This is a genomic window from Haloarcula salina (assembly GCF_049603855.1).
GTDB classification, from domain to species: domain Archaea; phylum Halobacteriota; class Halobacteria; order Halobacteriales; family Haloarculaceae; genus Haloarcula; species Haloarcula salina_A.
Map to the genome: position 1 here is coordinate 2,290,455 of NZ_CP187146.1, position 20,329 is coordinate 2,310,783.

27 protein-coding genes and 1 tRNA gene are annotated in these 20,329 nt (G+C 66.6%); 5 read left to right on the forward strand and 23 right to left on the reverse strand.

Going from position 1 to position 20,329, the window contains the following annotated elements; genetic code table 11:
* The 17 genes from ACOZ4I_RS11740 to ACOZ4I_RS11820 are packed head-to-tail and all read right to left on the reverse strand — an operon-like array spanning position 1 to position 8,867.
* The gene (locus ACOZ4I_RS11740) at positions 1 to 393 is read right to left on the reverse strand and encodes a 30S ribosomal protein S8 (RefSeq protein WP_423999728.1); all 393 of its coding nucleotides are present in this window, start codon (positions 391 to 393) and stop codon (positions 1 to 3) included.
* Positions 394 to 395: 2 nt separating this feature from the next.
* Positions 396 to 581 carry a 30S ribosomal protein S14 gene (locus ACOZ4I_RS11745; RefSeq protein ID WP_053967660.1) on the reverse strand — a complete coding sequence of 62 codons (186 nt, stop codon included), beginning with the start codon at positions 579 to 581 and terminating at the stop codon, positions 396 to 398.
* On the reverse strand, positions 578 to 1,111 hold the full coding sequence (locus ACOZ4I_RS11750) for a 50S ribosomal protein L5 (RefSeq protein ID WP_423999731.1): 534 nt from the start codon (positions 1,109 to 1,111) through the stop codon (positions 578 to 580). Before ACOZ4I_RS11750 ends, ACOZ4I_RS11745 begins: the two co-directional genes overlap by 4 nt.
* The gene (locus ACOZ4I_RS11755) at positions 1,104 to 1,811 is read right to left on the reverse strand and encodes a 30S ribosomal protein S4e (RefSeq protein ID WP_423999733.1); all 708 of its coding nucleotides are present in this window, start codon (positions 1,809 to 1,811) and stop codon (positions 1,104 to 1,106) included. The genes ACOZ4I_RS11750 and ACOZ4I_RS11755 overlap by 8 nt, the downstream gene beginning before the upstream one ends.
* Entirely contained in the window at positions 1,808 to 2,170 is a 363-nt protein-coding gene (gene rplX, locus ACOZ4I_RS11760; RefSeq protein ID WP_423999735.1) for a 50S ribosomal protein L24, read from the reverse strand. Before rplX ends, ACOZ4I_RS11755 begins: the two co-directional genes overlap by 4 nt.
* A 4-nt stretch (positions 2,171 to 2,174) precedes the next feature.
* Positions 2,175 to 2,573 (reverse strand): 50S ribosomal protein L14, encoded by a 399-nt coding sequence (locus tag ACOZ4I_RS11765; protein ID WP_423999737.1) that lies wholly within the window; start codon positions 2,571 to 2,573, stop codon positions 2,175 to 2,177.
* Positions 2,573 to 2,926, reverse strand: a complete 354-nt coding sequence (locus ACOZ4I_RS11770; RefSeq protein WP_162412830.1) for a 30S ribosomal protein S17 — start codon at positions 2,924 to 2,926, stop codon at positions 2,573 to 2,575. Before ACOZ4I_RS11770 ends, ACOZ4I_RS11765 begins: the two co-directional genes overlap by 1 nt.
* On the reverse strand, positions 2,917 to 3,204 hold the full coding sequence (locus ACOZ4I_RS11775) for a ribonuclease P protein component 1 (protein WP_423999739.1): 288 nt from the start codon (positions 3,202 to 3,204) through the stop codon (positions 2,917 to 2,919). The genes ACOZ4I_RS11770 and ACOZ4I_RS11775 overlap by 10 nt, the downstream gene beginning before the upstream one ends.
* Positions 3,204 to 3,419, reverse strand: coding sequence for a 50S ribosomal protein L29 (rpmC, locus tag ACOZ4I_RS11780; protein WP_162412828.1), 216 nt, complete (start codon positions 3,417 to 3,419; stop codon positions 3,204 to 3,206). The genes ACOZ4I_RS11775 and rpmC overlap by 1 nt, the downstream gene beginning before the upstream one ends.
* A complete protein-coding gene (locus tag ACOZ4I_RS11785; RefSeq protein ID WP_423999742.1) occupies positions 3,416 to 4,327 on the reverse strand; it encodes a 30S ribosomal protein S3 in 912 nt (303 codons plus the stop codon). Before ACOZ4I_RS11785 ends, rpmC begins: the two co-directional genes overlap by 4 nt.
* Complete coding sequence (locus ACOZ4I_RS11790; RefSeq protein ID WP_423999744.1) at positions 4,327 to 4,794, reverse strand: 50S ribosomal protein L22; 468 nt, start codon at positions 4,792 to 4,794, stop codon at positions 4,327 to 4,329. Before ACOZ4I_RS11790 ends, ACOZ4I_RS11785 begins: the two co-directional genes overlap by 1 nt.
* Positions 4,795 to 4,796: 2 nt before the next feature.
* The gene (locus ACOZ4I_RS11795; protein WP_423999746.1) at positions 4,797 to 5,219 is read right to left on the reverse strand and encodes a 30S ribosomal protein S19; all 423 of its coding nucleotides are present in this window, start codon (positions 5,217 to 5,219) and stop codon (positions 4,797 to 4,799) included.
* Positions 5,216 to 5,938, reverse strand: a complete 723-nt coding sequence (locus ACOZ4I_RS11800) for a 50S ribosomal protein L2 (protein WP_162412824.1) — start codon at positions 5,936 to 5,938, stop codon at positions 5,216 to 5,218. Before ACOZ4I_RS11800 ends, ACOZ4I_RS11795 begins: the two co-directional genes overlap by 4 nt.
* 2 nt (positions 5,939 to 5,940) lie before the next feature.
* Positions 5,941 to 6,198: a 50S ribosomal protein L23 gene (locus tag ACOZ4I_RS11805; RefSeq protein WP_423999748.1), complete on the reverse strand. Its 258-nt coding sequence runs from the start codon at positions 6,196 to 6,198 to the stop codon at positions 5,941 to 5,943.
* Between the two features lie 58 nt (positions 6,199 to 6,256).
* Entirely contained in the window at positions 6,257 to 6,997 is a 741-nt protein-coding gene (gene rpl4p / locus ACOZ4I_RS11810; RefSeq protein ID WP_423999750.1) for a 50S ribosomal protein L4, read from the reverse strand.
* 3 nt (positions 6,998 to 7,000) lie between these two features.
* Complete coding sequence (rpl3p, locus tag ACOZ4I_RS11815; RefSeq protein WP_423999752.1) at positions 7,001 to 8,017, reverse strand: 50S ribosomal protein L3; 1,017 nt, start codon at positions 8,015 to 8,017, stop codon at positions 7,001 to 7,003.
* Positions 8,018 to 8,021: 4 nt separating this feature from the next.
* Positions 8,022 to 8,867 (reverse strand): putative RNA uridine N3 methyltransferase, encoded by an 846-nt coding sequence (locus ACOZ4I_RS11820; protein WP_423999754.1) that lies wholly within the window; start codon positions 8,865 to 8,867, stop codon positions 8,022 to 8,024.
* Between the two features lie 346 nt (positions 8,868 to 9,213).
* On the opposite strand from ACOZ4I_RS11820, the gene ACOZ4I_RS11825 reads away from it, so the two are divergent.
* The 5 genes from ACOZ4I_RS11825 (at position 9,214) to ACOZ4I_RS11845 (ending at position 12,032) form a co-directional block, all read left to right on the forward strand.
* Positions 9,214 to 9,285: transfer RNA gene (locus tag ACOZ4I_RS11825), tRNA-Gly, on the forward strand.
* 215 nt (positions 9,286 to 9,500) lie between these two features.
* Positions 9,501 to 10,154 (forward strand): HVO_2922 family protein, encoded by a 654-nt coding sequence (locus tag ACOZ4I_RS11830; RefSeq protein WP_423999756.1) that lies wholly within the window; start codon positions 9,501 to 9,503, stop codon positions 10,152 to 10,154.
* 103 nt (positions 10,155 to 10,257) lie between these two features.
* Positions 10,258 to 10,590 carry an MTH1187 family thiamine-binding protein gene (locus ACOZ4I_RS11835; RefSeq protein WP_423999758.1) on the forward strand — a complete coding sequence of 111 codons (333 nt, stop codon included), beginning with the start codon at positions 10,258 to 10,260 and terminating at the stop codon, positions 10,588 to 10,590.
* Between the two features lie 24 nt (positions 10,591 to 10,614).
* Positions 10,615 to 11,547 (forward strand): methenyltetrahydromethanopterin cyclohydrolase, encoded by a 933-nt coding sequence (gene mch / locus ACOZ4I_RS11840; RefSeq protein ID WP_423999761.1) that lies wholly within the window; start codon positions 10,615 to 10,617, stop codon positions 11,545 to 11,547.
* 2 nt (positions 11,548 to 11,549) lie between these two features.
* Positions 11,550 to 12,032 (forward strand): hypothetical protein, encoded by a 483-nt coding sequence (locus ACOZ4I_RS11845; RefSeq protein ID WP_423999763.1) that lies wholly within the window; start codon positions 11,550 to 11,552, stop codon positions 12,030 to 12,032.
* Between the two features lie 3 nt (positions 12,033 to 12,035).
* On the opposite strand, the gene ACOZ4I_RS11850 is transcribed toward ACOZ4I_RS11845, so the two are convergent.
* From ACOZ4I_RS11850 to ACOZ4I_RS11875, 6 genes are all read right to left on the reverse strand, one after another.
* The gene (locus ACOZ4I_RS11850; RefSeq protein ID WP_423999765.1) at positions 12,036 to 13,661 is read right to left on the reverse strand and encodes a GTPBP1 family GTP-binding protein; all 1,626 of its coding nucleotides are present in this window, start codon (positions 13,659 to 13,661) and stop codon (positions 12,036 to 12,038) included.
* Between the two features lie 258 nt (positions 13,662 to 13,919).
* Positions 13,920 to 14,603 (reverse strand): phosphoglycolate phosphatase, encoded by a 684-nt coding sequence (locus tag ACOZ4I_RS11855; protein ID WP_423999767.1) that lies wholly within the window; start codon positions 14,601 to 14,603, stop codon positions 13,920 to 13,922.
* 37 nt (positions 14,604 to 14,640) lie between these two features.
* Complete coding sequence (locus ACOZ4I_RS11860) at positions 14,641 to 15,222, reverse strand: J domain-containing protein (RefSeq protein WP_423999769.1); 582 nt, start codon at positions 15,220 to 15,222, stop codon at positions 14,641 to 14,643.
* 63 nt (positions 15,223 to 15,285) lie between these two features.
* Positions 15,286 to 16,269 carry a segregation/condensation protein A gene (locus ACOZ4I_RS11865; RefSeq protein ID WP_423999771.1) on the reverse strand — a complete coding sequence of 328 codons (984 nt, stop codon included), beginning with the start codon at positions 16,267 to 16,269 and terminating at the stop codon, positions 15,286 to 15,288.
* The gene (smc, locus tag ACOZ4I_RS11870) at positions 16,262 to 19,855 is read right to left on the reverse strand and encodes a chromosome segregation protein SMC (RefSeq protein WP_423999773.1); all 3,594 of its coding nucleotides are present in this window, start codon (positions 19,853 to 19,855) and stop codon (positions 16,262 to 16,264) included. The genes ACOZ4I_RS11865 and smc overlap by 8 nt, the downstream gene beginning before the upstream one ends.
* Before the next feature lie 21 nt (positions 19,856 to 19,876).
* Positions 19,877 to 20,182, reverse strand: coding sequence for a DUF7518 family protein (locus ACOZ4I_RS11875; RefSeq protein WP_423999775.1), 306 nt, complete (start codon positions 20,180 to 20,182; stop codon positions 19,877 to 19,879).
* Between the last annotated feature and the right edge of the window lie 147 nt (positions 20,183 to 20,329).

The window sequence follows — 20,329 nt, forward strand, 5'->3', positions numbered from 1 at the left end:
TTAGTATACGTACGCGATGACCTGGCCACCAACGCCCTCCTCACGAGCCTCGTAGTGGCTCATGACGCCGTGGCTGGTCGTGACGACGAGCGTCCCGTAGTCACGGGCGGGGAGGAACCGCTTCTCCCACTTCTCGAACTCGTCGGCGCCCGCGGAGTAGCGGGGCTTGACCGGGCCACACTCGTTGATGGCTCCTTTCAGTTCGACTTCGAACTCACCGGCTTTGCCGTCGTCGACGAAGCTGAACCCGTCGATGTACCCGCGGTCGTAGAAGACCTCGAGTACGGAGCCGATTTCGTTCGAAGCGGGCGATACAGTCTGCTCTAGATGCCCGACGCTTTCGGCGTTGTTGAGCGCCGACAGTGCGTTGGCGAATGGGTCGTTCCCTGTCATTGTTAGCTGTACTTCTTGAAGCCCATGCCCCGCGAAATCTCGCGGAAGCACTGGCGGCACAGCCAGATGTCGTACTTGCCGACGAGTCCCTGTTCGCGCCCGCAGCGCTGACAGGACTCGAGCTGGCCAGTCCGCTCGCTGGATGCCGTCTCGGAATCGGGCTCGTCTGTGGTTTCACTTTCGCTCATTCGCTCACCTCCACGTCGTAGGTCGACTCGACGAAGGCGACCGCGTCGGCCGGGTTGAGTCGATGGTTCGTCGGAATCGAGCGCGACGCCTTGTCGCGCTTCGCGACACGGTAGCCGGGACGGACGAGGTTGACCGTCACGTCCAGCCCGTAGATCCCGATGCTCGGGTCGTACTCCTGGCTCGGGAACTCGGTGTGTTCCTCGACGCCGAAGCTGAAGTTGCCGGTGTCGTCGAACTGCGTCGTCGACAGGTCGGCGAGCGGCAGCGCCGTATCGAGGAACTCCTCGGCGACCTCGTCGCGGAGTGTGACCTTCGCGCCGATGGGGTCGCCCTCGCGGATGTCGAACTCGCCGACGGTCCGCTTGGCCTTGGTTCGCACCGGCGTCTGGCCGGTGATCTCCCCGAGGATGTCCTCGGCGTTGGCGAGGTCGCGGCCACCGTGGCCGATGCCCATGTGGACGACGACCTTCTCGACGCGCGGTTCGCGCATCTCGTGGAAGTCGCCGCCGACTTCGCTCTCGCTACTCATCGTCATCACCCGTGAAGTTCTCGTCGATGACGACAACGTACTCTTCGACCGTCTCGAAGCCTTCGCCGTCGTCCTGGGAGACCAGCACGTTGTTCTGGGCCGAACCCGGCGTGACCTGAATCTCGTCGACCTCGCCGATCTCGCCGGCGTGAGCGCCGTCGACGGCGGTGACGAGCGCGCCCTCCTCGTACTCGAAGTGGGCGACGACCTCGCCGTCCTCGTTGCCGACGACGATGGAGTCACCGACGTCGTAGGTCTGGTCGTCCTCGACGACGAGCGTCTCGCCGTCGTGGAGGCCGAGCTGGACGTCTCCGCCCGGAACGCGCGTCTTGGTGACGATCTTCCCGAGCTTGGACTCGGCCGCGTCCGGGTCGATCGCGGTCAGCGCCAGCCGACCGCCCTCGCCGGGGAACACGCGGTAGTACTCCTCGCGTTCGGTGAACGCCAGGATGTCGAACATCCCGACGGGACGCTCCTCGTCGGAGATGGCCTTGCCGTTGATGAGGACGTTGTCCTCGTTGAGGGCGTAGCGGGCTTCTTTGCGGTTGTCGGCGTAGCCGAGCACGTCCCGCAGGACGATGAGCAGGGGGACCCCCGACTCGCCGTGCGGGCCGGCACCGGCCTTGACCGTAAACGTCGCCGTCTTGCGCTCTACGGGCCAGCTGTTGGGCACCGAGAGTCGCTTCTGGTGGTTACTCATGCGGAATCATCCTCCGATTCGAGACGTGCCTCGCGCTTCTCGTCTTCGAGGTCCAGGTCGGTCACGCGGACGTTCGAGGTGTCCAGCGGTCGCGGGACCTCCTCGCCGTCGGTCTTCTCGAGCGTGACGTCTTCGACGTGGATGACCGCGTCGTCGAGGTGGACCTCGAGGACTTCGCCTTCCTCGCCGGCGAAGTCGCCGCGGAGCACCTCGACGGTGTCGCCGGCGTTGACGCGGACGTTGCGCTGGCCGTACTCCTCTCGGAGGTCGTCGGACAGCGTCGCACGGACCTGCTTGTGCTTCTCGTGAAGCGGCGCGCGTCGTTGACTCGTTCGCTGTTTGTGTGGTTGCTTGCTCATGGTTCTATACGATCATCGTCGCTGCGGATGCCACACTGCCGTATCGCTGTGCGACTTCCCGTGCGATGGGACCTTTCAGCTCGGTCCCGCGCGGGTCCTCGTTCTCGTCGACGATGACGGCCGCGTTGTCTTCGAACTTGACGCGGGTGCCGTCGGGTCGACGGATCGGCTTTCGCTGGCGGACGACGACGGCTTCGAGCACCTGGCGACGCATCTCCGGCGTCCCCTTGGTGACCGAGACCGTGATCTTGTCGCCCAGCCCAGCCTTGGGGTGGCGGTTCTTCGTTCCCGAGTAGCCGTGGACGGAAATGACCTTGAGCTCTCGCGCACCCGTGTTGTCCGCACACGTGATGAGCGAGCCCTTCTCCAGGCCCTGCGTGACGTCAGCACCGAGTGCTTCCATCAGGCATCACCGTCCTGCTCGCCGTCTGTGGGCTCGTCCGAGCCCACGCTGACGACGACGTGGCTTTTCGTTTTCGAGAGCGGTCGACACTCTGCTATCGTGACCGTGTCGCCGACCGCGAGGTCGAGACAGTCGGGTGCGTGAGCCGGAACGCGGCTCCGCCGCTTCATGAAGCGGTCGTACTTGGGCACCTTCACGTCGTACTCGCGCTCGACGACAACAGTCTTCTCCATGTCGGTGGAGGCTACCTCGCCGTCCAGCGTCTGACCGCGCACGGAGAGCTCTCCGTGGAACGGGCAGTTCTGGTCGGCACAGGCTTCCTCCGGTTCCTGTACGTTCAGTCCTAGCGCCATTGTGAATCTCCTGTGTTCTCTGTGCGACGAGCGGGACGGGCAACGAGTCGCTCACCCTCCACGCGGACGGTCTCGCCCGCGGGGAGCGCGAACGCGAACGTCGCCGTGTCCTTCGGCACGTGCCACACCCGGTCTGCCCCCTCGATGGCCAGCGTCTGCGTCGTCTCCGCGACGACGGTGCCGCTGATGCCGACGGCGTCCGCGCTGGACGCGGCGACGACCTCGCAGTCGAGGCCGACGAGTTCGTGTCGGGGGAGCGTTGCGGGTGTCAGTGGCATTATTCGTTCTCCTGAAGGTCGCCTTCTTCGCGCTGGACCGTCTTGATCCGCGCGATGGCCTTCTTCAGTTCCTTGATGCGGCCGGGGTTCTCCGGCGCGCCACCCGCGGCCTGCACGGCCCGGGCGTTCAGCAGTTCGGTCTTCAGCTCGTCGAGCTCCGACTCCCGTTCGGCGGGCGTCATGTCGCGAACTTCCTGGACGTGCAGGACGGTCATTCGTCGTCACCCTCCTCGTCCATTTCGTCCATCAGCTCTTCGGCTTCGGCCTCGACGTCCTCGTCGAGTTCCTCGTCGACCGCGTCTTCGAGTTCGTCGACGTCGACGTCCTCAACGTCGTCGTCGGTCGGGACTTCGACGTCCTCTTCGACGATCTCCTCCTCGATGACCTCCTCGTCGACATCTTCGTCGACGTCCTCGGGGTCAGCGTGGCCGACTTCGGTCGTCCCCTCGGCTTCTTCCTCGGGCTCGCCTTCGAGGAGTTCCTCGACCGACTCGCCGTCGGTGTCGGCGACGTAGTCCTCGACCTCGACGTCCTCGTAGATCTCGAAGTCGTCGGGGAGCTCCGCGTCCGGCGGGATGATCTTCACGCGGACGCCGATGGTGCCGAGTTTCATCACGGCGACGCCGACGCCGCTGTCGACGATCTCCTCCGCGGGCTCGCCGTTGTGCTTGACGTAGCCGCGGTTGAACTTCTCCACGCGCGATCGAGCGCCGGTGACCTTCCCGGAGAGGACGATCTCCGCGCCGAGCGCGCCGGATTCCATGATCCGGTCGATCGTGGTGTGGCCCGCCTTGCGGAAGTACCAGCCACGCTCTAAGGCGTTGGCCAGTCGGTCCGCGACGATGCGGGCGTTGAGGTCCGGTTCCTCGACCTCCTGAACGTCGACCTGCGGGTCGTCGAGGTCGAAGCGCTCTTCGAGTTCGGTCGTGATCTTCCGGATGTTCTTCCCGCCCTTGCCGATGACCATACCGGGCTTCTCGGCTTTCAGGACGATCTGGGTCCCCATCGGCGTCTTGGCGACGTCCATGCCGCCGTAGCCGGCGCGACCGAGTTCCTCTGCGAAGAACTCGTCGATCTGGGTCCGCTGGAGTCCGTCCTCGATGAACTGCTGTTCGTCGGCCATTATTCGGCCTCCTCCTGCTCTTCGAGGATGAGTTCCACGTCGACCTGCGGGCTGTTCCACGCCGAGGCACGCCCCATCGCGCGGGGCTTGCGACCCTGCTGCTCGCCGACCTTGTGGGCGGCGACGTGCATGATCTCCATGGCCTCACCGTCGAAGCCCTGGTGGTCTGCGTTGCCGACGGCGTTCTCGAGCAGGTCGAGGAACGCCTCGCTGGCCTTCTGCGGGTAGCGACCGGCGTCCCAGCCGTCGACCTTGCGCTTGTGGCCGACGCCCGAGTTGTGCTGTTTGAACGGAACGGGCTGGTCGCCCTCGATGACCGCTTCGAGGTAGTCGACAGCCTCGCCGGCCGTCTTGCCCTTGATCTCTCGGGCGATGGCCTTGCTGTGCTTGAAGCTCATCTGCCGCTCCCGGAGCATCGCTTTGGCCGTGGTGTCCGGGTCGGCTTCGACTGAGTAGCTGATTCCCATGATTACTTGAGCGGTACGAACTTCGAGGAGCGTGTCGCCCCGATACCGGCCTGACCGTGTTCGACACTCGTCCGGGTGAGCTGGAACTCACCGAGGTAGTGGCCGAGCATCTCGGGCTCGACTTTGACACGCTCGAAGTTCTGGCCGTCGTGGACGGCGAAGGTGAGACCGACCATCACCGGCAGCACCGGCATGTCGCGCAGGTGCGTCCGGATCGGATCGTTGGCCGTCTCCTCTTCGCCGGCCTCGCGAGCCTTCTCGAGCAGTTTCTGCTTCTCCTCGGTCAGGCCGCGCGTGATACTTCGCCGCTGTCGAGCGGGGAGCAGTTCCGCGACTTCGTCGAGCTCCATCTCCTGCAGCTCGTCGAGCGTGTGGCCGCGGAAGGAGAACTCTCCTTCGTGGCCGATTTGATACTCTGAACTCATTCGTTGCCACCTCGACCTGTTCGCTTCGAGGCGATGTCCCCGACCTTTCGGCCAGGCGGGGCGTTACGCGAGATGGACTTCGGCTTGCCGGGGTGCTGTCGGCCGCCGCCACCGAACGGGTGGTCGACGGCGTTCATCGCGACACCACGGACGTTGGGCCACTTCGTCCCGCGCGCTTTCATCTTGTGGTACTTGTTTCCGGCCTTGACCATCGGCTTGTCAGTGCGGCCGCCACCGGCGACGACGCCGATGGTGGCGCGACACTGCGGGTCCAGCCGTTTCATCTCCCCGGAGGGGAGCTTGACGACCGCGACGTTGCGGTCGTGGGTGAGCAGCGTCGCGTTGACGCCGGACGCGCGGGCGAACTTCCCGCCGTCGCCGGCGCTGGCCTCGACGTTGCACACCGGGACCCCTTCCGGGATCTCGGCGAGCGGGAGCGTGTTCCCGGGCGCGATCTCGGCGCTGACGCCGACCTGCAGCTCGTCGCCCACGCCGACGCCTTCCGGCGCGAGGACGAGGCGGCGGTCGCCGTCCTCGAACTCGACGGCGGCGACCGGAGCCGAGCGGGCCGGGTCGTGCTCGATGTCGACGACCGTGCCGGCGATGACGTCGCCGTCCTCGACCTTGCGGTGCTCCAGATCAGCCTTGTAGCGGTGCGACGGGGCACGGAACGTGGAGGTCCCGCGGCCGCGCCGTTGCCCTTGGATTCGTCGTCCCATCGTTAGAACACCCCGATCCTGGAGGCGACTTCCTGAGCGTCGTCGTCCTCAGAGAGGCGAACGACAGCCTTCTTCTCGCCGTCCATCGTGTTCTGCGTGTTCACGCTCTCGACCGTCACCTCGTACTGCGTCTCGACGGCGTCGGCCACGTCGGTCTTGCTCGACCGGTCGTCGACGACGAACTGCAGCTTGTTCTGGAAGTCCATGTCGTTCATGGCCTTCTCGGTGACGTGCGGGTACTTGATGACGTCCCAGCTCATTTGTCGTCACCTCCGGTGCGACCAATGAGGTTGTTGCGCGCGAAGCGTGCAACAGAACTCATCGCTCGGCCACCTCCGCGAGTGCGGACTCGGTGAAGACGGTGAGTCGGCCGGGCTGGCCGCCGGGGGCCAGGTCCTCCGCGTTGACCTCCTGCGCCGTGGCCACGGTGGCCCCGGCGAGGTTGCGAGCGGCCGTCGACGGCTCCTCACTGGTCACGAACAGAATCGAGGAGGGGCGGCGGTACTTCCGGCCGCGGCCCTTCCCCTGTCCGGCCTTGATCTTCGTGTCGTCGGCGCGGTCGATGTCCGCGTGGACGGACAGCGCCTCCAGCACGTCGACGACTTCCTGCGTCTTGACCAGGTCCTCGAAGTCGTCGGAGACGACGACGGGGACCTCGTCGCGGTCGAAGTCGTGGCCGCGCTCGGCGACGAGGTCGGCGTCGGCCGTGGCGGCCAGCGCCGAGCGAACGGCCAGTTGCCGTTCCTTGTCGTTGAGGTCGATCGAGCGGTCCTTCTCGGCTTTCGGCGGGTGGGCGCGTCGCCCCTTGACCGCCTGCGGGACGCGGCGGGCACGACCGTCCTGCTTCGGGACGTGTGCCTGCCCGCGACCGCTACCGAAGGACTCGGCCGGCGTTCGGAGGCCGGCGTACTCGTCGGACCCGTAGTCCTGCTTCCGGTTTGCCTGGGCGGCGCGTACGGCCTTGGCGATGAGGTCGGACCGAACCGGCGTCTCGAAGACGTCCGGCAGGTCGACCTCGCCGTCGGCGTCGCCGTCCAGGTCGTAGATTGTTGCCTGCATGGGTTATCCCTGGTTCGATTCGGTGGAGACGTAGCGCACCTCGGGGTCGAGGCGCGGCTGGTCGTTCGGACGCACTGCGGGCCGGAAGCGCACCAGGCGCTTGTCCGGGCCGGGCACGGAGCCCTTCACGAGCGTGTAGGGCCCGTCGACCTCGCCGTAGTTGACGAAGCCGCCGTCGACGGAGGGCTCGTCGCCCTCACCGATGTCGACGAGGCGCTTGTTCAGCTCGGTGCGCTGGTGGTAGCCGGTCTGCCCCTGCTGGGGGACCGTCGAGCGCACGCGCGAGGGGTTCCACGGACCGAGGTTGCCGATCCGTCGACGCCATCCCTGGCGGGCGTGCTTGCCCTTCCGCTTCTGGACGCCCCAGCGCTTGACGGGACCCTGCGTCCCCTTACCCTTCGTGACACCGGCCACGTCGGCGTACTCGCCGGCGCGGAAGATGTCGTTCATGGCGTGCTCGCCGCCCTCTGCGACGAGGTCGAGCGCGTAGTCGAGGCGGTCCGAAACGGAGCCGCCGCCGACGCGAGTCTCCATCACGTCGGGCTTTTTCTTCGGGACGTTCGGGACGGCGTCCGGGACGGTGTGCGTGATAAGTCGCACGTCCCCGAGAGTGCCGGCCTCGAGTGCGTCTCGTACCTGTTCCTCTGCAGCGTCCGGGTCGTGTTCCTCCGGAACGTCCAGTGTCCGATCGAGTTCCGAGTGGAACTCGTCGGTCCAGACTTCCGTCAGCGGACGCTGACCGTACGGCGTGTCTTCGTACGCACGCAGGGCGACGGCGCGCATCGGCGGCGTCTCGACGACCGTCACCGGGACGGTCTCCTCCATCCCCTCGCGGGGGGAGTTGGGCTCGTCGTTGACGAGCACGACGTGGGTCATGCCCGCCTTGTAGCCGGCGAACCCCTGGACGCCCGGCTGCCCGTCGTCGGACGGCCAGCTGTTGAAGCGAGGCGTCTCGCTCGTCGAGCGCTTGCGCGGGCCGAAGCCCAGCGAGCCTTTGCGTGGTCTGCTTGGTTGTGGCATTCGTTTACTCCGTGAGGGTTAGACAGGCGAGGGAGGCGAACAGAGCTTCTTCCGTTCGCACGACCTCGCTGCCCTGGTTCGGAACCGTATTCAGCCAGAGGTCGAACCCTGCTGGATCGTCGTCTGTCTGGTCTCCCCCGACGGCGTCCGGGGCGACGTCGAGTATCGACGGTAACCCGCGCTCGGGTGCGCCGAAGGCGACCGTCATGCCGCCTTCGTCGTCCCGCCGGTCGGCCAGTTGGCCGAGACGGGTCGACGTGACGGGCTCGCCGTATCGCGATGACGCGATAGTGAGCCCGGCGTCGTCACGCGAGAGTGCCGCATCGAGGTCCGCGGCGACAACGTCGAATCCCGACTGTGGGACGTCGACGAGTTTCGCCCGGACCGGCCGTCGCGAAGAGACCCTGACGGTCACGCGCTCCCCCTCGCCCGCGTCCAGTCCGTCTGGAACGGGGAGGGAGATCGGGTGTTGCAGTCCGCAATTGACCCGGACGCGCCCATCAGCTCCGACCTCGGTCACGATTCCCTGTCTTAACGACCCCGAACCCTCAGATCCGGAGCCGGTCTGTGAACGCACGCGGAGCGGCGGCAGGACGCCGACGTACTCCAGTTCGTCCCGCTTACCCCACATCTCCTTTCGGAGGTGTGGGGGCGTCGCGGCGTACCGCAGCACGGTTTCGACGAACCCGTCTTCCCACTTGCCCGCTCCGTCAGGGTCGGGGTACACTGTCAGCCGATCCACCCGGAAGACCGCGGCCGCGCGGGCCACGTATCCGAGCTTGCGAGTTGCCTCGCGTCTGTCTTCGGCTTCCCGTGCGAGGGAAGACGGCACGAGTACGCTGGTCGTCATGCCGTGACGCTTCCACGTCGCGCCACTAGACTGTGCCGGTATCTCTCCTTCCCGTCCTTAAAAAGACCGCGTTTCACACTCGCGGTGCGGCGCGTTCACATGGTCCGTCATGCTGCCTCGTGACCGATTGAGCGGTTCGAACCTTTGCCGCTTTCGAAAGTCCATGTCGTGTGACCACAACACATGACCACCGCGACACGGCGGGGCGATTGGCCTCACTTCCCACGGTTTTCTCGGGAAAACGGAAGGCTTTTTACTATCACCCCCTCCAGATTTGATTGCAACGAGGCGTTGCGCGCTGGTACCGAGCGGCCGACGGCCGCGAGGGTCAGGGCGAACGAAGTGCGCGCTGGTAGTGTAGTTGGTATCACGTGACCTTGCCATGGTCACAACCTGGGTTCAAATCCCAGCCAGCGCATTTCTGCTGAAGCCGACCGACGAGCGTAGCGAGTCGCGGGGCGAGGCGGAATCGTCCTGGATTTGACTCCTTCGGGGAACGTGCACCGGACAGCGTGAGCGACCATTTCTACGGCGAACGACACCCGTGAGAAACTAGTTCGGTTCGTCCACGACGAAAGTCGACCATGGTTTGGGCATACCATTATCTGTCGACCCCGAGAAGTGTCACCCCGTATGACAGATGAGACGGTCCACGAGTCGTCCCAGAAGCGCAGTCGCAGAGGGATCGCGTCGTACTTCCGGCGACTGGCCGACGCACTCGGCCGCGGCGAGCCCGTGCCGGCAGACGACGAACAGACTGTGACGGTCGATCCGCCGGCCGAAACCGATCTGGCTGTCGAAATCGAGCGCGCGGACGACACTGTCAGCCTCGACATCCAGATGGAGTGGCCCGCTGACGCGGGGGAGGTCGACACGGACGCCCAGGCGAGCAAGGCGACGTTCGAGGTCTACGAGGACAGTGCCGAACAGTGGCGCTGGCGGCTCGTCCACCGCAACGGGAACATCATCGCCGACGGCGGCGAGGGGTACGCCTCCAAGCAAAAGGCGAAACAGGGCCTCGAAAGCGTCAAGACGAACGCTCCCGGTGCGTACGTCGTCGATCAGACGAAGGACGACGAGTCGGAAGCGCTCGCGGAGGGCGGCAGCAAGGCGACGTTCGAACTGTTCGAGGACAGCGAGGGGAAGGCTCGCTGGCGGCTCCGCCACGACAACGGCGACATCATCGCGGACTCTGGCCAGGGCTACGCGTCCAAGCAGAAGGCCAAACAGGGACTCCGCAGCGTCCAGAAGAACGCCCGCGGCGCGCCCGTCGAAGACGCGGAGTGAGCCGCTTCGACCCGACCTGCAGAGAGCCTGTGTGGTTCTCCCTCGGCGCGCGAGCCGAGCGGCAGGGAGCAGTATTTAGTCTCAGGCGCGCGTGCGAACGCGCATGACCTGTATCGGATTCCTCTCGGTCGCACCGGTCGTCGAAGGCAGTATGTCGTCGTACGTCGCCGACGCCGTCGCGGCCCTCGACGACTTCGACGTGGAGTACGAGACCACGCCGATGGGGACGATCATCGAAGCCGAGGACAGCGAAGAACTGTTCGCAGCCACGCACGCCGCCCACGAGGCAGTCGGCGCACAGAGCGACCGCGTGAGCACGTTCCTGAAGATCGACGACAAGCGGACTGTCGACCAGCGGGCGAGCGACAAGGTCGACGCCGTCGAGGAGCATCTCGGCCGCGAGGCACGCAGCGGCGCGTCCGAAGGTGGAGATTAAAGGGGAGGGTGCCAAAGACGGCGCATGGACAGCCTCAATCGGATGGCCACGGAACTCGTCGACGAGGCCATCGACTTCGCCGACGAACTCACGATAGACGTACACGCGCTCGATGGCGACGCCGCAGTGCTCGACTTCGGCGTCGAGGTCCCCGGCGCGGTCGAGGCCGGAATGTTGCTCGCAGAGATCCAGACGGCCGGCCTGGCGACGGTCCAGTCGACGATGGACGCCGTCGACAGCGCGCCGCTGACCCACGTCGAACTCTCGACGGACCACCCGGCGCTCGCCCTGCTGTGTTCGCAGAAGGGCGGCTGGGAACTCGCGGTCGACGGGTTCGAGGGACTGGGGAGCGGTCCGGCCCGCGCGCTCGTCGCCGAGGAGGACGCCTTCCAGCGCATTGGCTACCGCGAGGATGCCGATTTCGCCGTGCTGGCCGTCGAAACGGACGAACTACCCGACGAAGCCGTCGCGAGCCAGGTCGCCGAGCGCACCGGCGTGCCCGAAACCGGCGTGTTCCTGCCCTCGTTCGCGACCGCGAGCGTCACCGGAAGCGTCGTCGCCGCGGCCCGAGCCGCCGAACTCGCCGTCTTCCGGCTGGCCGAACTCGGCTACGACCCCGTCTCGGTGCTGTCTGCCACCGGTCGAGCGCCGGTCGCACCCGTCGCCGGCGACGAGGCGACGGCGATGGCCCGAACCACGGACGCGCTGGCCTATGGCAGCGAGGTCCACCTCACCGTCGACGAGGACTTCGACCGCTTCGACGAGGTCCCGTCCATCGCTGCCGAAGAGTACGCCGAGCCGCTCGAAGGCGTCTTCGAAGACGCGGACTGGGACTTCACGGAACTCCCGGTCGAACTATTCGGCCCCGCCGCGGTGACCGTCGACGTTGTCGGTGGTGACACCCACGTCGTCGGCGGGACGCGCGAAGACGTGCTGGCCGAGAGCTTCGGTCTCTGACCGTGCGCTACAAGGTCGCCCCGCCGCCGCGTTCGCTCGAATTTCTGGAGCGTGCCCGCGGTGCGATTCCGCTCGTCCCCGGCGACGAGGCCGACTGTTGTCGGGCGATCCAGCGGGAGACGGACGTGGGCGACCGCGAGACCGCACAGTCGTACCTCGTGTTCCTGCGAGCGCTCGGCCTCGTCGCCGAGAGCGAGCGGGGCTACTACCGCACCGGAAGTGACTTCGAACCGGAAGCGGCCGCCGAGGCGTTCAGACGGTCGGTGTTCGGCGTCGACGTGCTCGTGGATGCCCTCGCCAGCGGCCCGCTGGACGCCGACGACGCGTTCGAGGTGCTCCGGGACGAGATTCCCCGTTGGGAGCGCGAACGACACACCGACTGGGTGACCGTCTGGCGCGAGCGGGTAGAGCATCTGCTGGAGTGGGCGGTCACGTTCGGTCTCGCCGAAAAGACTGCTGGCGAGTACGTCGCCGTCAGAGCATAGGCGCTACTCTGCCGGCGTGATGTCGGTCACCGTCCCGACGCCCTTCGAGCGGCCCTCGCGGAAGACGAACTTCTGGCCCTCCTCGACGAGGTACGAGCGGAACTTGAACCGGACCGTCGTCTCGCCGGCGTCGCCCGGGAGCAACTGGCCGCCCTCGGGACGGAACACCGCGGCTTCGCTGACCGTCTCGAGGTGGACGACCGGTTCGTAGCCGTCGCCGATGCGCGTCGGGTGGTTCAGCACCATCACCTCGGCCTCGAACTCCCGGACCGGCGTGGGGTCGGCGTCGCGCGGCAGCAGGACCATCCCACGCTCGATGTCCGCCTCGCGGACGCCCTTGAGCGCGATGCCGACGATGCGGCCGGCCTTGGCCTCGTCGACCCGGTGGTAGTGCATCTCGATGGAGCGGACTTCGACCGGACGGAAGCTCCCGTCCTGCATCGGGCCGATCAGCAGTTCGTCGCCGGCCTCCACCTCGCCCGACTTGATCGTTCCCGAGGCGACAGCGCCGACTCCCTGGACGTTGTAGGTCCGGTCGACGTACATCCTGAAGTCGCCGACCTCGCCGGCGGTCTTCGGCAGCGCTTCGAACATGTCGTCCAGGTCACCGAGGCCTTCCTGGGTGACGGCGCTGGTCGTGATGACGGGGACGACAGTCTCCGAGATCTCGTTGATCGCCGTCTCGACACCGTGGCGCTCGACCCGTAGCGGCGTCTTGTCGACCTCGCGGAGCGCCCGCTCGACGGCGCGTTCCACGTCGGCGACGCGCTCCTCGTCGACCAGATCGATCTTCGTTATCGCGACGACCGTCGGGAGGTCGGTCGCGAGCAGGATGCCGAGGTGTTCGCGGGTGGTCTCGGTCACGCCGTCGTCGGCCGCGACGGTTAACAGTCCGTAGTCCAGTTTCTGCCCGACCAGGCCGCGGATCGTCGTCCGGAGCCACGGCTCGTGGCCGACGGTGTCGACGAACGAGACGAGGCGGTCGGACTCCTCGACGACGCGCGCGCGGTCGTCTTTCCGATGTGGGTTGTCCATCCTGATCGGCTCCCCGTCGTCGTCGAAGCCGTAGACGCCGTAGGAGAGGTCCGCCGACAGCCCGCGCTCGACCTCGTGTGGTTGTACGTCCAGAAAGCCGCGGGTCCCGCCCTGGCCGTCGTCCGCGTCGCCGGTCACGAGCGACCCGACGAGCGTCGACTTGCCGTGGTCGACGTGGCCGGCGGTCCCGACGACGATGTGGTCGTCGTCCGCGAGGACCGACCCTTCGGTGACGGTCGCGACGCCGACGATGCCGTCGGCCGCGCCGTCGCCCCCGACGCCGTCGACGCCCCACGTCTTGACGTCCTCGATGTGGGCGTTGGCCTCGTCGGCGAGCAGGCTCAGCACGTCCATCGACTCGGAGAACTCGGCCGGCGAGATGCCGGCGAGGCCGCCGTCGTCGGTGACGCCGACGACGTAGGTCGCCTCCCCGTCGCCGGAGAGGACGCGGTGGCGCAACTGCGCCGCGAGCGATTCGAGTCGCCCCTCGGACAGGTGGAGGTTCTCGGTGAGCCGTTCCTTGAACTCGACGCTACCGCCCTCCCGCTCGCCGCGCTCGAGTGCGCGCCGGAGGACGGCCCGGTCGGGGCTCATGTCACTCCGTAACGGTGGCGCAGATAAAAGCCTTCCCCGGATTTTCGGCCCCTGAGGTGTCCTGTGGCCGATGGCTGAGTGTCTCTCTCACAATAGCGCTCGTGAGAGGATTTTTGTGTGGAGACGAGCCCAGACCCGCCGATGGACTGAGCGGCCACGCGGGACCCGCGGTTGTGCGATGCCATCTCGCGTGGGGAGCACTGCCGCCGGCGTCGCCTGTTCGCCAGACGCAGGGCCGACGAGCGACGCGAGTGCGAATCAGCGCCGGTACGGTGCGACGGCTTCGAGAAATCCGTCGGCGAAAGCCGCGTCCGTCACGCGGTCCGCGCGTTCACGGGCGGTCTCGTCGGCGTTCGCGACGGCGACCGCTTCGCCGGCGTGGTCGAACATCTGCGCGTCGTTGACGGAGTCGCCGACCGCGAGGAAGTCGCCGGCGTCGAGGGACAGTTCCTCGCAAATCGCCTCCAGCCCGGTCCCCTTGTCGACGACCGGGTCGGTGACGTGGTACGCGAAGCCGGTGTCGAGGACCACGAGCCCCTCCGCGGCCGCCAGTTCCGCTAACGGCTCCAATGGCTGGTCGAGACTCACGACTAACTCCGTCTCTCGCCAGCGGTTCGCCAGGTCGACCGCGCCGAAGCCGAGGTCGTGACCCAGGTCGCGATACGCCTCTGCAACTGCCATGGCGGCCTCGTAGTCCCCCTCCAGCCTGAGTTCGTCAGTCGCCTCGACGAACACGACGCCGCCGTTCTCTGCGACGACAGTCCGTTCGATACCGAGAAATTCACAGAGGGCGATGGGGAACGGCATCGCCTTCCCGGTCGCGACCACGACCCGCTCGGGCCACTCGCGAAGCACGGGGACGACACGGGGGTCGAGCGCCCGGGACTCGTCGGTCAGCGTTCCGTCGATATCGACGACGAGCGGCGGCACGTCGCTGTCCATGTCTCTCACTCCGGTCCGCCGGATATGTGGATTGCGGTCAGTCGCCGGACAGTCGTTCGTAGGCCGCCTTCACCTGCTTGAACTCGGCCTCGCTCCCGCTGTCGGTGTCGGGATGGACCTCCTTGACCTTCTCGCGATACGCCTGCTTGATCGCACCCTGGTCCGCGTCCGGGTCGAGCCCGAGCGTCCGGTAGGCCTCCGTGGGGCTGGGACCGTCGGCCGCCTGGACCCGCTGTCGGCGACGACGTTGCTGCTCTTGCCGCTGCTGGCGGCGCTGCCCCCGCGTCGACCGACGGCCGCGCTGTTGGGACTCGCGAGCGCGGCGCGCATCGCGTGCGCGTCGGCCGTCGCCCGGCGGCTCCCACTCCTCGCGCGGACCGGCCCCGAACCCGCCCCGGCGAGCGGCCCCGGTGTTCTGGGCGGCGCGGCGTTCCACCCGCTCGTAGAGACTCGTGGCCATCTTGCCGCTGAGGTGGTAGTACATGACGTACGTCGAGACGCCGAACATCAGCGCCAGGACAAGCACGGCCGGATTGACGATGACACCGACCACTGTGAGGACGACCGTCAGGACGGCGAACACCGCTGCGACTCCCTTCGAGAGGTCGTCGTACTGCACGGTCCTGGCTTGGGTCCACAGAACCGTAAGCGTCCCGCCTCCGTGAGCCTCGCACCCGACGGCTCAGTCTGCGACGGCCTCGCCCGACCCGGCCACGGCGTTCGGATCCTGGATCCAGAGGTCGCCGAACAGGTCGTCCTGCTGGAGGCGGACCTGACCGCGATGGGCCAGAAAGAGGAGTCCGAGGAACGTCTCGACACGCGTCCCGCCGGCGGACTCGATCTCGCGGTACAGCACCTCTTCTCGGCCCTGGTCGTAGTGCTCGCGCACGGCGTCGTGGACGTCTCCAATGATGTCGTCGATGTTCTCGGCGTGGGCCGTACCGGTCACGTCGGCCGCGGTCGGCTCGTCGTCCATCCGAAAGTCGTCGGCCCCGCGGTAGTCCAACTCCTGCGTCCCGCGCTGAAAGCCGCTGGGAGAGTCGCTGGTGTCGTACTCGCGGGACTCCTTCCACCACGAGTCCCGTTCGGCGTCCCGGAGGTCCCGGACCAGTTCGTCGAGCGTCTGTGGCATCCCGCGGGCACGACGGCGTTCGAGCCGGCGGTCCATCTCGGACTCCAGCGCCGAGAACGGGTCCGGCTGGTCGATGGGCGCGTCCTCGGTCATCGCCTGCTCCCAGGGCTCGGCGGGGTCCTCCTCGGTGTCGTCCTCGCCGAGCATCGCGTCGCTCTTCATCCGAATCAGGACGCTCGCGTAGAACAGCGCCCGGCCGGAGGTCCGGAGGTCCGCGTCGTCGATGCGCGTGAGGAACTTGTCGGTGACGCGCACCACGTCGATGTCCCACGGGTCGATCTCGCCGTCGTCGGCCAGCTGTACGAGGACTTCGACCGGTTCGACGTCGTCGGTCGCTTCGTCGCCAGTCGCTTCGCCCTCGCCGGTGTCTGCCTCGGGATCCGACTGCTCCGCACCGCCGAGGAGCGACGACGCCCCCTCGGGCGGCTTGGGGTCACCCGACTCGCGTCGCTCATCGGTCGACTTGTCCGAGCCACTAGGCGGCTCGCGGTCCTCGTGTCCGGTGATGTCCAGCGGGATGTCGTCGTCAGTCATCCGCCGGAACCTCCTCGTCGCCGTCGTCCGCCCCGTCGCCGGAGAGGTCGATCCCCGTCACGGCCGAGACGTTGTCGCCCTGCATCATCACGCCGATGGCGCGCTCGGAGCGCTCCAGCAGGGCCGAGCGGTGCGAGACGACGACGAACTGGGCGTCGCCGGCGAGTTCGTCGACCATCTCGCCGACGAGGTCGGCGTTGGCCGCGTCGAGGAACGCGTCGACCTCGTCCAGCGCGTAGAACGGCGCGGGGTTGTGGCGCTGAATGGCGAAGATGAACGCCAGCGCAGTCAGGGACTTCTCGCCGCCAGACATCGCGTTCAGCCGCTGGATAGGCTTGTCGCCAGGCTGGGCCTTCATCGTCAGCCCGCCCTCGAAGGGGTCGTCCTCGTCCTCAAGGTGGAGGTGACCGGTACCGTTCGAGAGCCGTTCGAAGATGTCCTCGAACTGGTCGTTGATCTCGGTGAACGACTCCATGAACGTCTCCTTCTTGCGCGCCTCGTAGGTGTCGATGCGCTCTCTGATGCCGTCGGCCTCCTCGACGAGGGTGGCCTTCTTCTCCTCCAGTTCGTCGAGGTCCTCGGCCACGCGGTCGTACTCCTCGATGGCGCGCATGTTGACCGGCTCCAGTTTCTCCATCTCGCCGGCCAGCCGCTCGATCTCGCGCTCGACCGTCTCGTGATCGGGTACGTCCTCGGGGTCGTAGTCGCCGACCTGGGCTTCGAGTTCGTCGATCTCCCACTCGAGGCGCTCGCGTTCCTCACGCTCGTCTTCGAGGTCGCGCTCGACCTCGGAGACGGCGGCCTGCTGCTCGTCGCGGGCCTCCTTGGCGTCCTGAACCTTCTCGCGCAGCTCCTCGCGCTCCGCCTTGAGGTCGGCCAGTTCGTCTTCGAGGTCGGCGACTTCCTGTTCCTTCTCGGCTTTCAGCTCTCGCTTGTCCTCGATCGTCGCTCCGAGGTCGTCGATACGCTCCTCGTGTTCCGCCTTGCGGTTCTGGGCGGCCTCGATGTCGTCGTGGAGATCCTCGATGGCCTCCTCGGCGTACTGCTTCTCCAGCTGGTACTCGTTCAGTTCGGCGTCGAGGTCGTCCTGACGGTCTTCGAGCGCGTCGATGTCCTCCTTGATCGTCTCGCGCTGGTCGGTCAGATCTGGCAGCTCGGAGTCGGCGACCTCCGATTCGAGCTCGTCGATGTCGGACTGGACGGACTCGATCTCCTCGGTCTTCGCCTCGATGTCGGCCTCCAGTTCGTCCATCTGATCGGCCACGTCCTCGCGCTCGGCCGCGATCTCTTCGAGGTCGGCCTCCAGTTGCTCGATGCGCTCGCGCGTCTCTTGGAGGGTCTCCTCCTTCCGCTCGATGCTGGCCTCGATGTCGCGGACCTGCTCGGTCGCGTCGGACTCGCGGTCGCGGGCGTCGTCGAGGCGCTCCTCTACGTCCCGGAGGTCGTCACGCACGTCCGCACGCTCGTCTTCGAGTTCGTTGATGCGCTTGGCGACGCGTTCGAGCTTGCCGGCGCCACCGGAGAAGGAGAATCGCGTCCCGGAGGAAGAGCCGCCGGTCATCGCACCGGATTTCTCGACGAGGTCGCCGTCGAGCGTCACCATCCGATAGTTGCCCATCAGGTCGCGGGCGGTGTCCATGGAGTCGACGACGACCGTGTCCCCGAGGACGTAGGAGAACACGCCCGCGTACTCGGGGTCGAAGTCGACGAGGTTGTACGCGAAGTCGACGACGCCGTCGGCGTTCGGCAGCGACGGCAGCGAGCGGTTCTGCATCTGCGTGATCGGCAGGAACGTCGCCCGGCCGGCGTTGCGCGATTTGAGGTACTCGATACAGCGCTGACCGACGCCGTCGTCGTCGACGACGACGTGGGCGAGGCGACCGCCGGCCGCCGTCTCGCAGGCGGTGGCGTACTCTGGGTCGACGCCGCCCAGCTGGCCGACCGTGCCGTGGACGCCCTCCCGTCCGGCGTTGAGGATCGCCGTCACCGCGCGACCGTACGAGGAGTCGCCGTCCTCGCCGGCTTTCGCCTCCAGTTGGGCGTACTCCTGTTGCTTCGCGCTGATCTCGTCTTCCAGGTCGTCGAGGTCCGACTGGAGTTCGCGCTTCTCGCCGCGTAAGTCGTCGACCACGTCGGCGATGGTCGCTTTGTTCTTCTGTGCTTTCTCCAGTTCAGTTCGCAGGTCCTCGATGTCCGCTTCGAGGTCGGGGATCTGCGCCTCGGCCTCCTCAATGGCCGCGCGCTTTTCGTCCTCCGCGTTCGAGCGCCGACGGGCCTCGTCGAGCAGCCGGTCCTGCTCGCGCTGGAGGTCGTTCTTCTCGCTTTTCAGCGTCTCTAACGTCGAGCGCTTCGCTTCGAGCTCGTCCTTGACCTCCTGGAACTCCTCGCCGACCTCGTCGATGCGCTGCTGGACCTCGGCGAGTTCGGACTCCTTCTCGGCGATGTCGGCCTTGACGTTCGACTTCGCGACTTTCGTCTCACGGATGTCGCTCTCCAGGTCGTCGATGGTCTCCTGCTTGCGGTCGATCTGGACGAACGCCTGGCGGCGCTCGTTCTCGGCGCTCTCGACGGCCTCCTCGGCCGACTCGATCTTGTCTTCGAGCCGCGAGATGTCGCCTTTGATCTCCTCGATATCGCGCTTGATGGCGAGCTGTTCGTCCTCGCCCTTGCGCTCGATCTCCTGATTGAGCCCGTGAAGCTCGTCTTCGAGGCGGATGACCGTCCCCTGTCGCTCGTCCAGTTCGCTCTGGAGGTCGGTGAGTTCGGATTCGAGGTCGTCGATGGCCGCTTCGACCGCCGTCAGTTCGTCCCGCTTGTCTTCGAGTTCGGCGGCCTTGCGGTAGCCCTCGTACTCCTCTTTCTCGTCGCGCAGTTCCTGGTACTGGAGCGCCGTCTCGCGCTCGTCTTCCAGCTGGTCGAGGCGTTCACGTTTCTCCTCGATGCGCAGTTCGGCCTCGTCGATGCGGTCCTGGACGACCTCCAGTTCGTCGAAGGCGTCGGCCTTCTTCGCGTCGAACTGGGCGACGCCGGCGATCTCGTCGATGATCTCCCGGCGAGAGCCGGCCGTCATGTTGATGATCTCGGTCACGTCGCCCTGCATGACGACGTTGTAGCCCTCGGGCGTGACGCCCGCCTGGGCGAGTAAGTCCTGAATGTCCGAGAGATTGACCGAGCGACCGTTGATGTAGTAATAGGAGTAGTAGTTGTCCTCGGTCTCCTTGACGCGGCGCTTGATGGCGATCTCGTCCACGTCGCCCACGTCCTCCGTGCCGGCGGCGTTGACGACCTGCGACCGTTCGAGGGTCCGGTCCTCGTTCGCCAGAATTACCTCGACGCTCGCCTGGCGCTCGCCGTCGTAGTCGGTCTCCTCGTCGGCGTGGCCGGGGTTGTAGATGAGGTCGGTCAGCTTCTCGGCGCGGATGCCGGAAGTTCGAGCCAGTCCCAGCGCGAAGAGCACGGCGTCGATAATGTTTGATTTACCCGAGCCGTTCGGGCCGCTGATGGTAGTGAAATCTTCGTAGAACGGGATTCGAGTCTTCCGTCCGAAGCTCTTGAAGTTGTCGAGGACGAGCTCTTTGATGTGCATGCGGTGGTGTGACCGACGGGCCTACGCGACGATGATGTCGGACCCCGACTCCTCTTCGGATTCGGTCTCCGACTCGGCCTCGGCTTCCTCCCTGTTATCCGATTCCTCGGTATCCTCGGTGTTAGGTGTGTCGGCCTCGTTCGCAGTGACGATATCCTCGTCAGCCGAGTCGTCGGCGTCGGCTTCGAATCCGCTGTCCTCGTCGACGGCGCTCTCCAGTTCGCGGATGCGGACCTTGCACTCGACCAGTTCGTCGGTCAGCCCCTCGACCGACGCTTCCAGTTCTCTGACGCGCGTTTCGAGTTCCTCGACGCGATTGCCGCACATACCCGTTACCCAACCGGTCTGGACACTTATACCTACGTCAGACATTGGCACTACGGCTGATACGTTCGTCCTCGCTAACTGGAAGCGATCGCCGGCTGGCGGGCAGGCTGGCCCTTCCCTGACGGGTCGTTAGCCTTTAGCCACGCG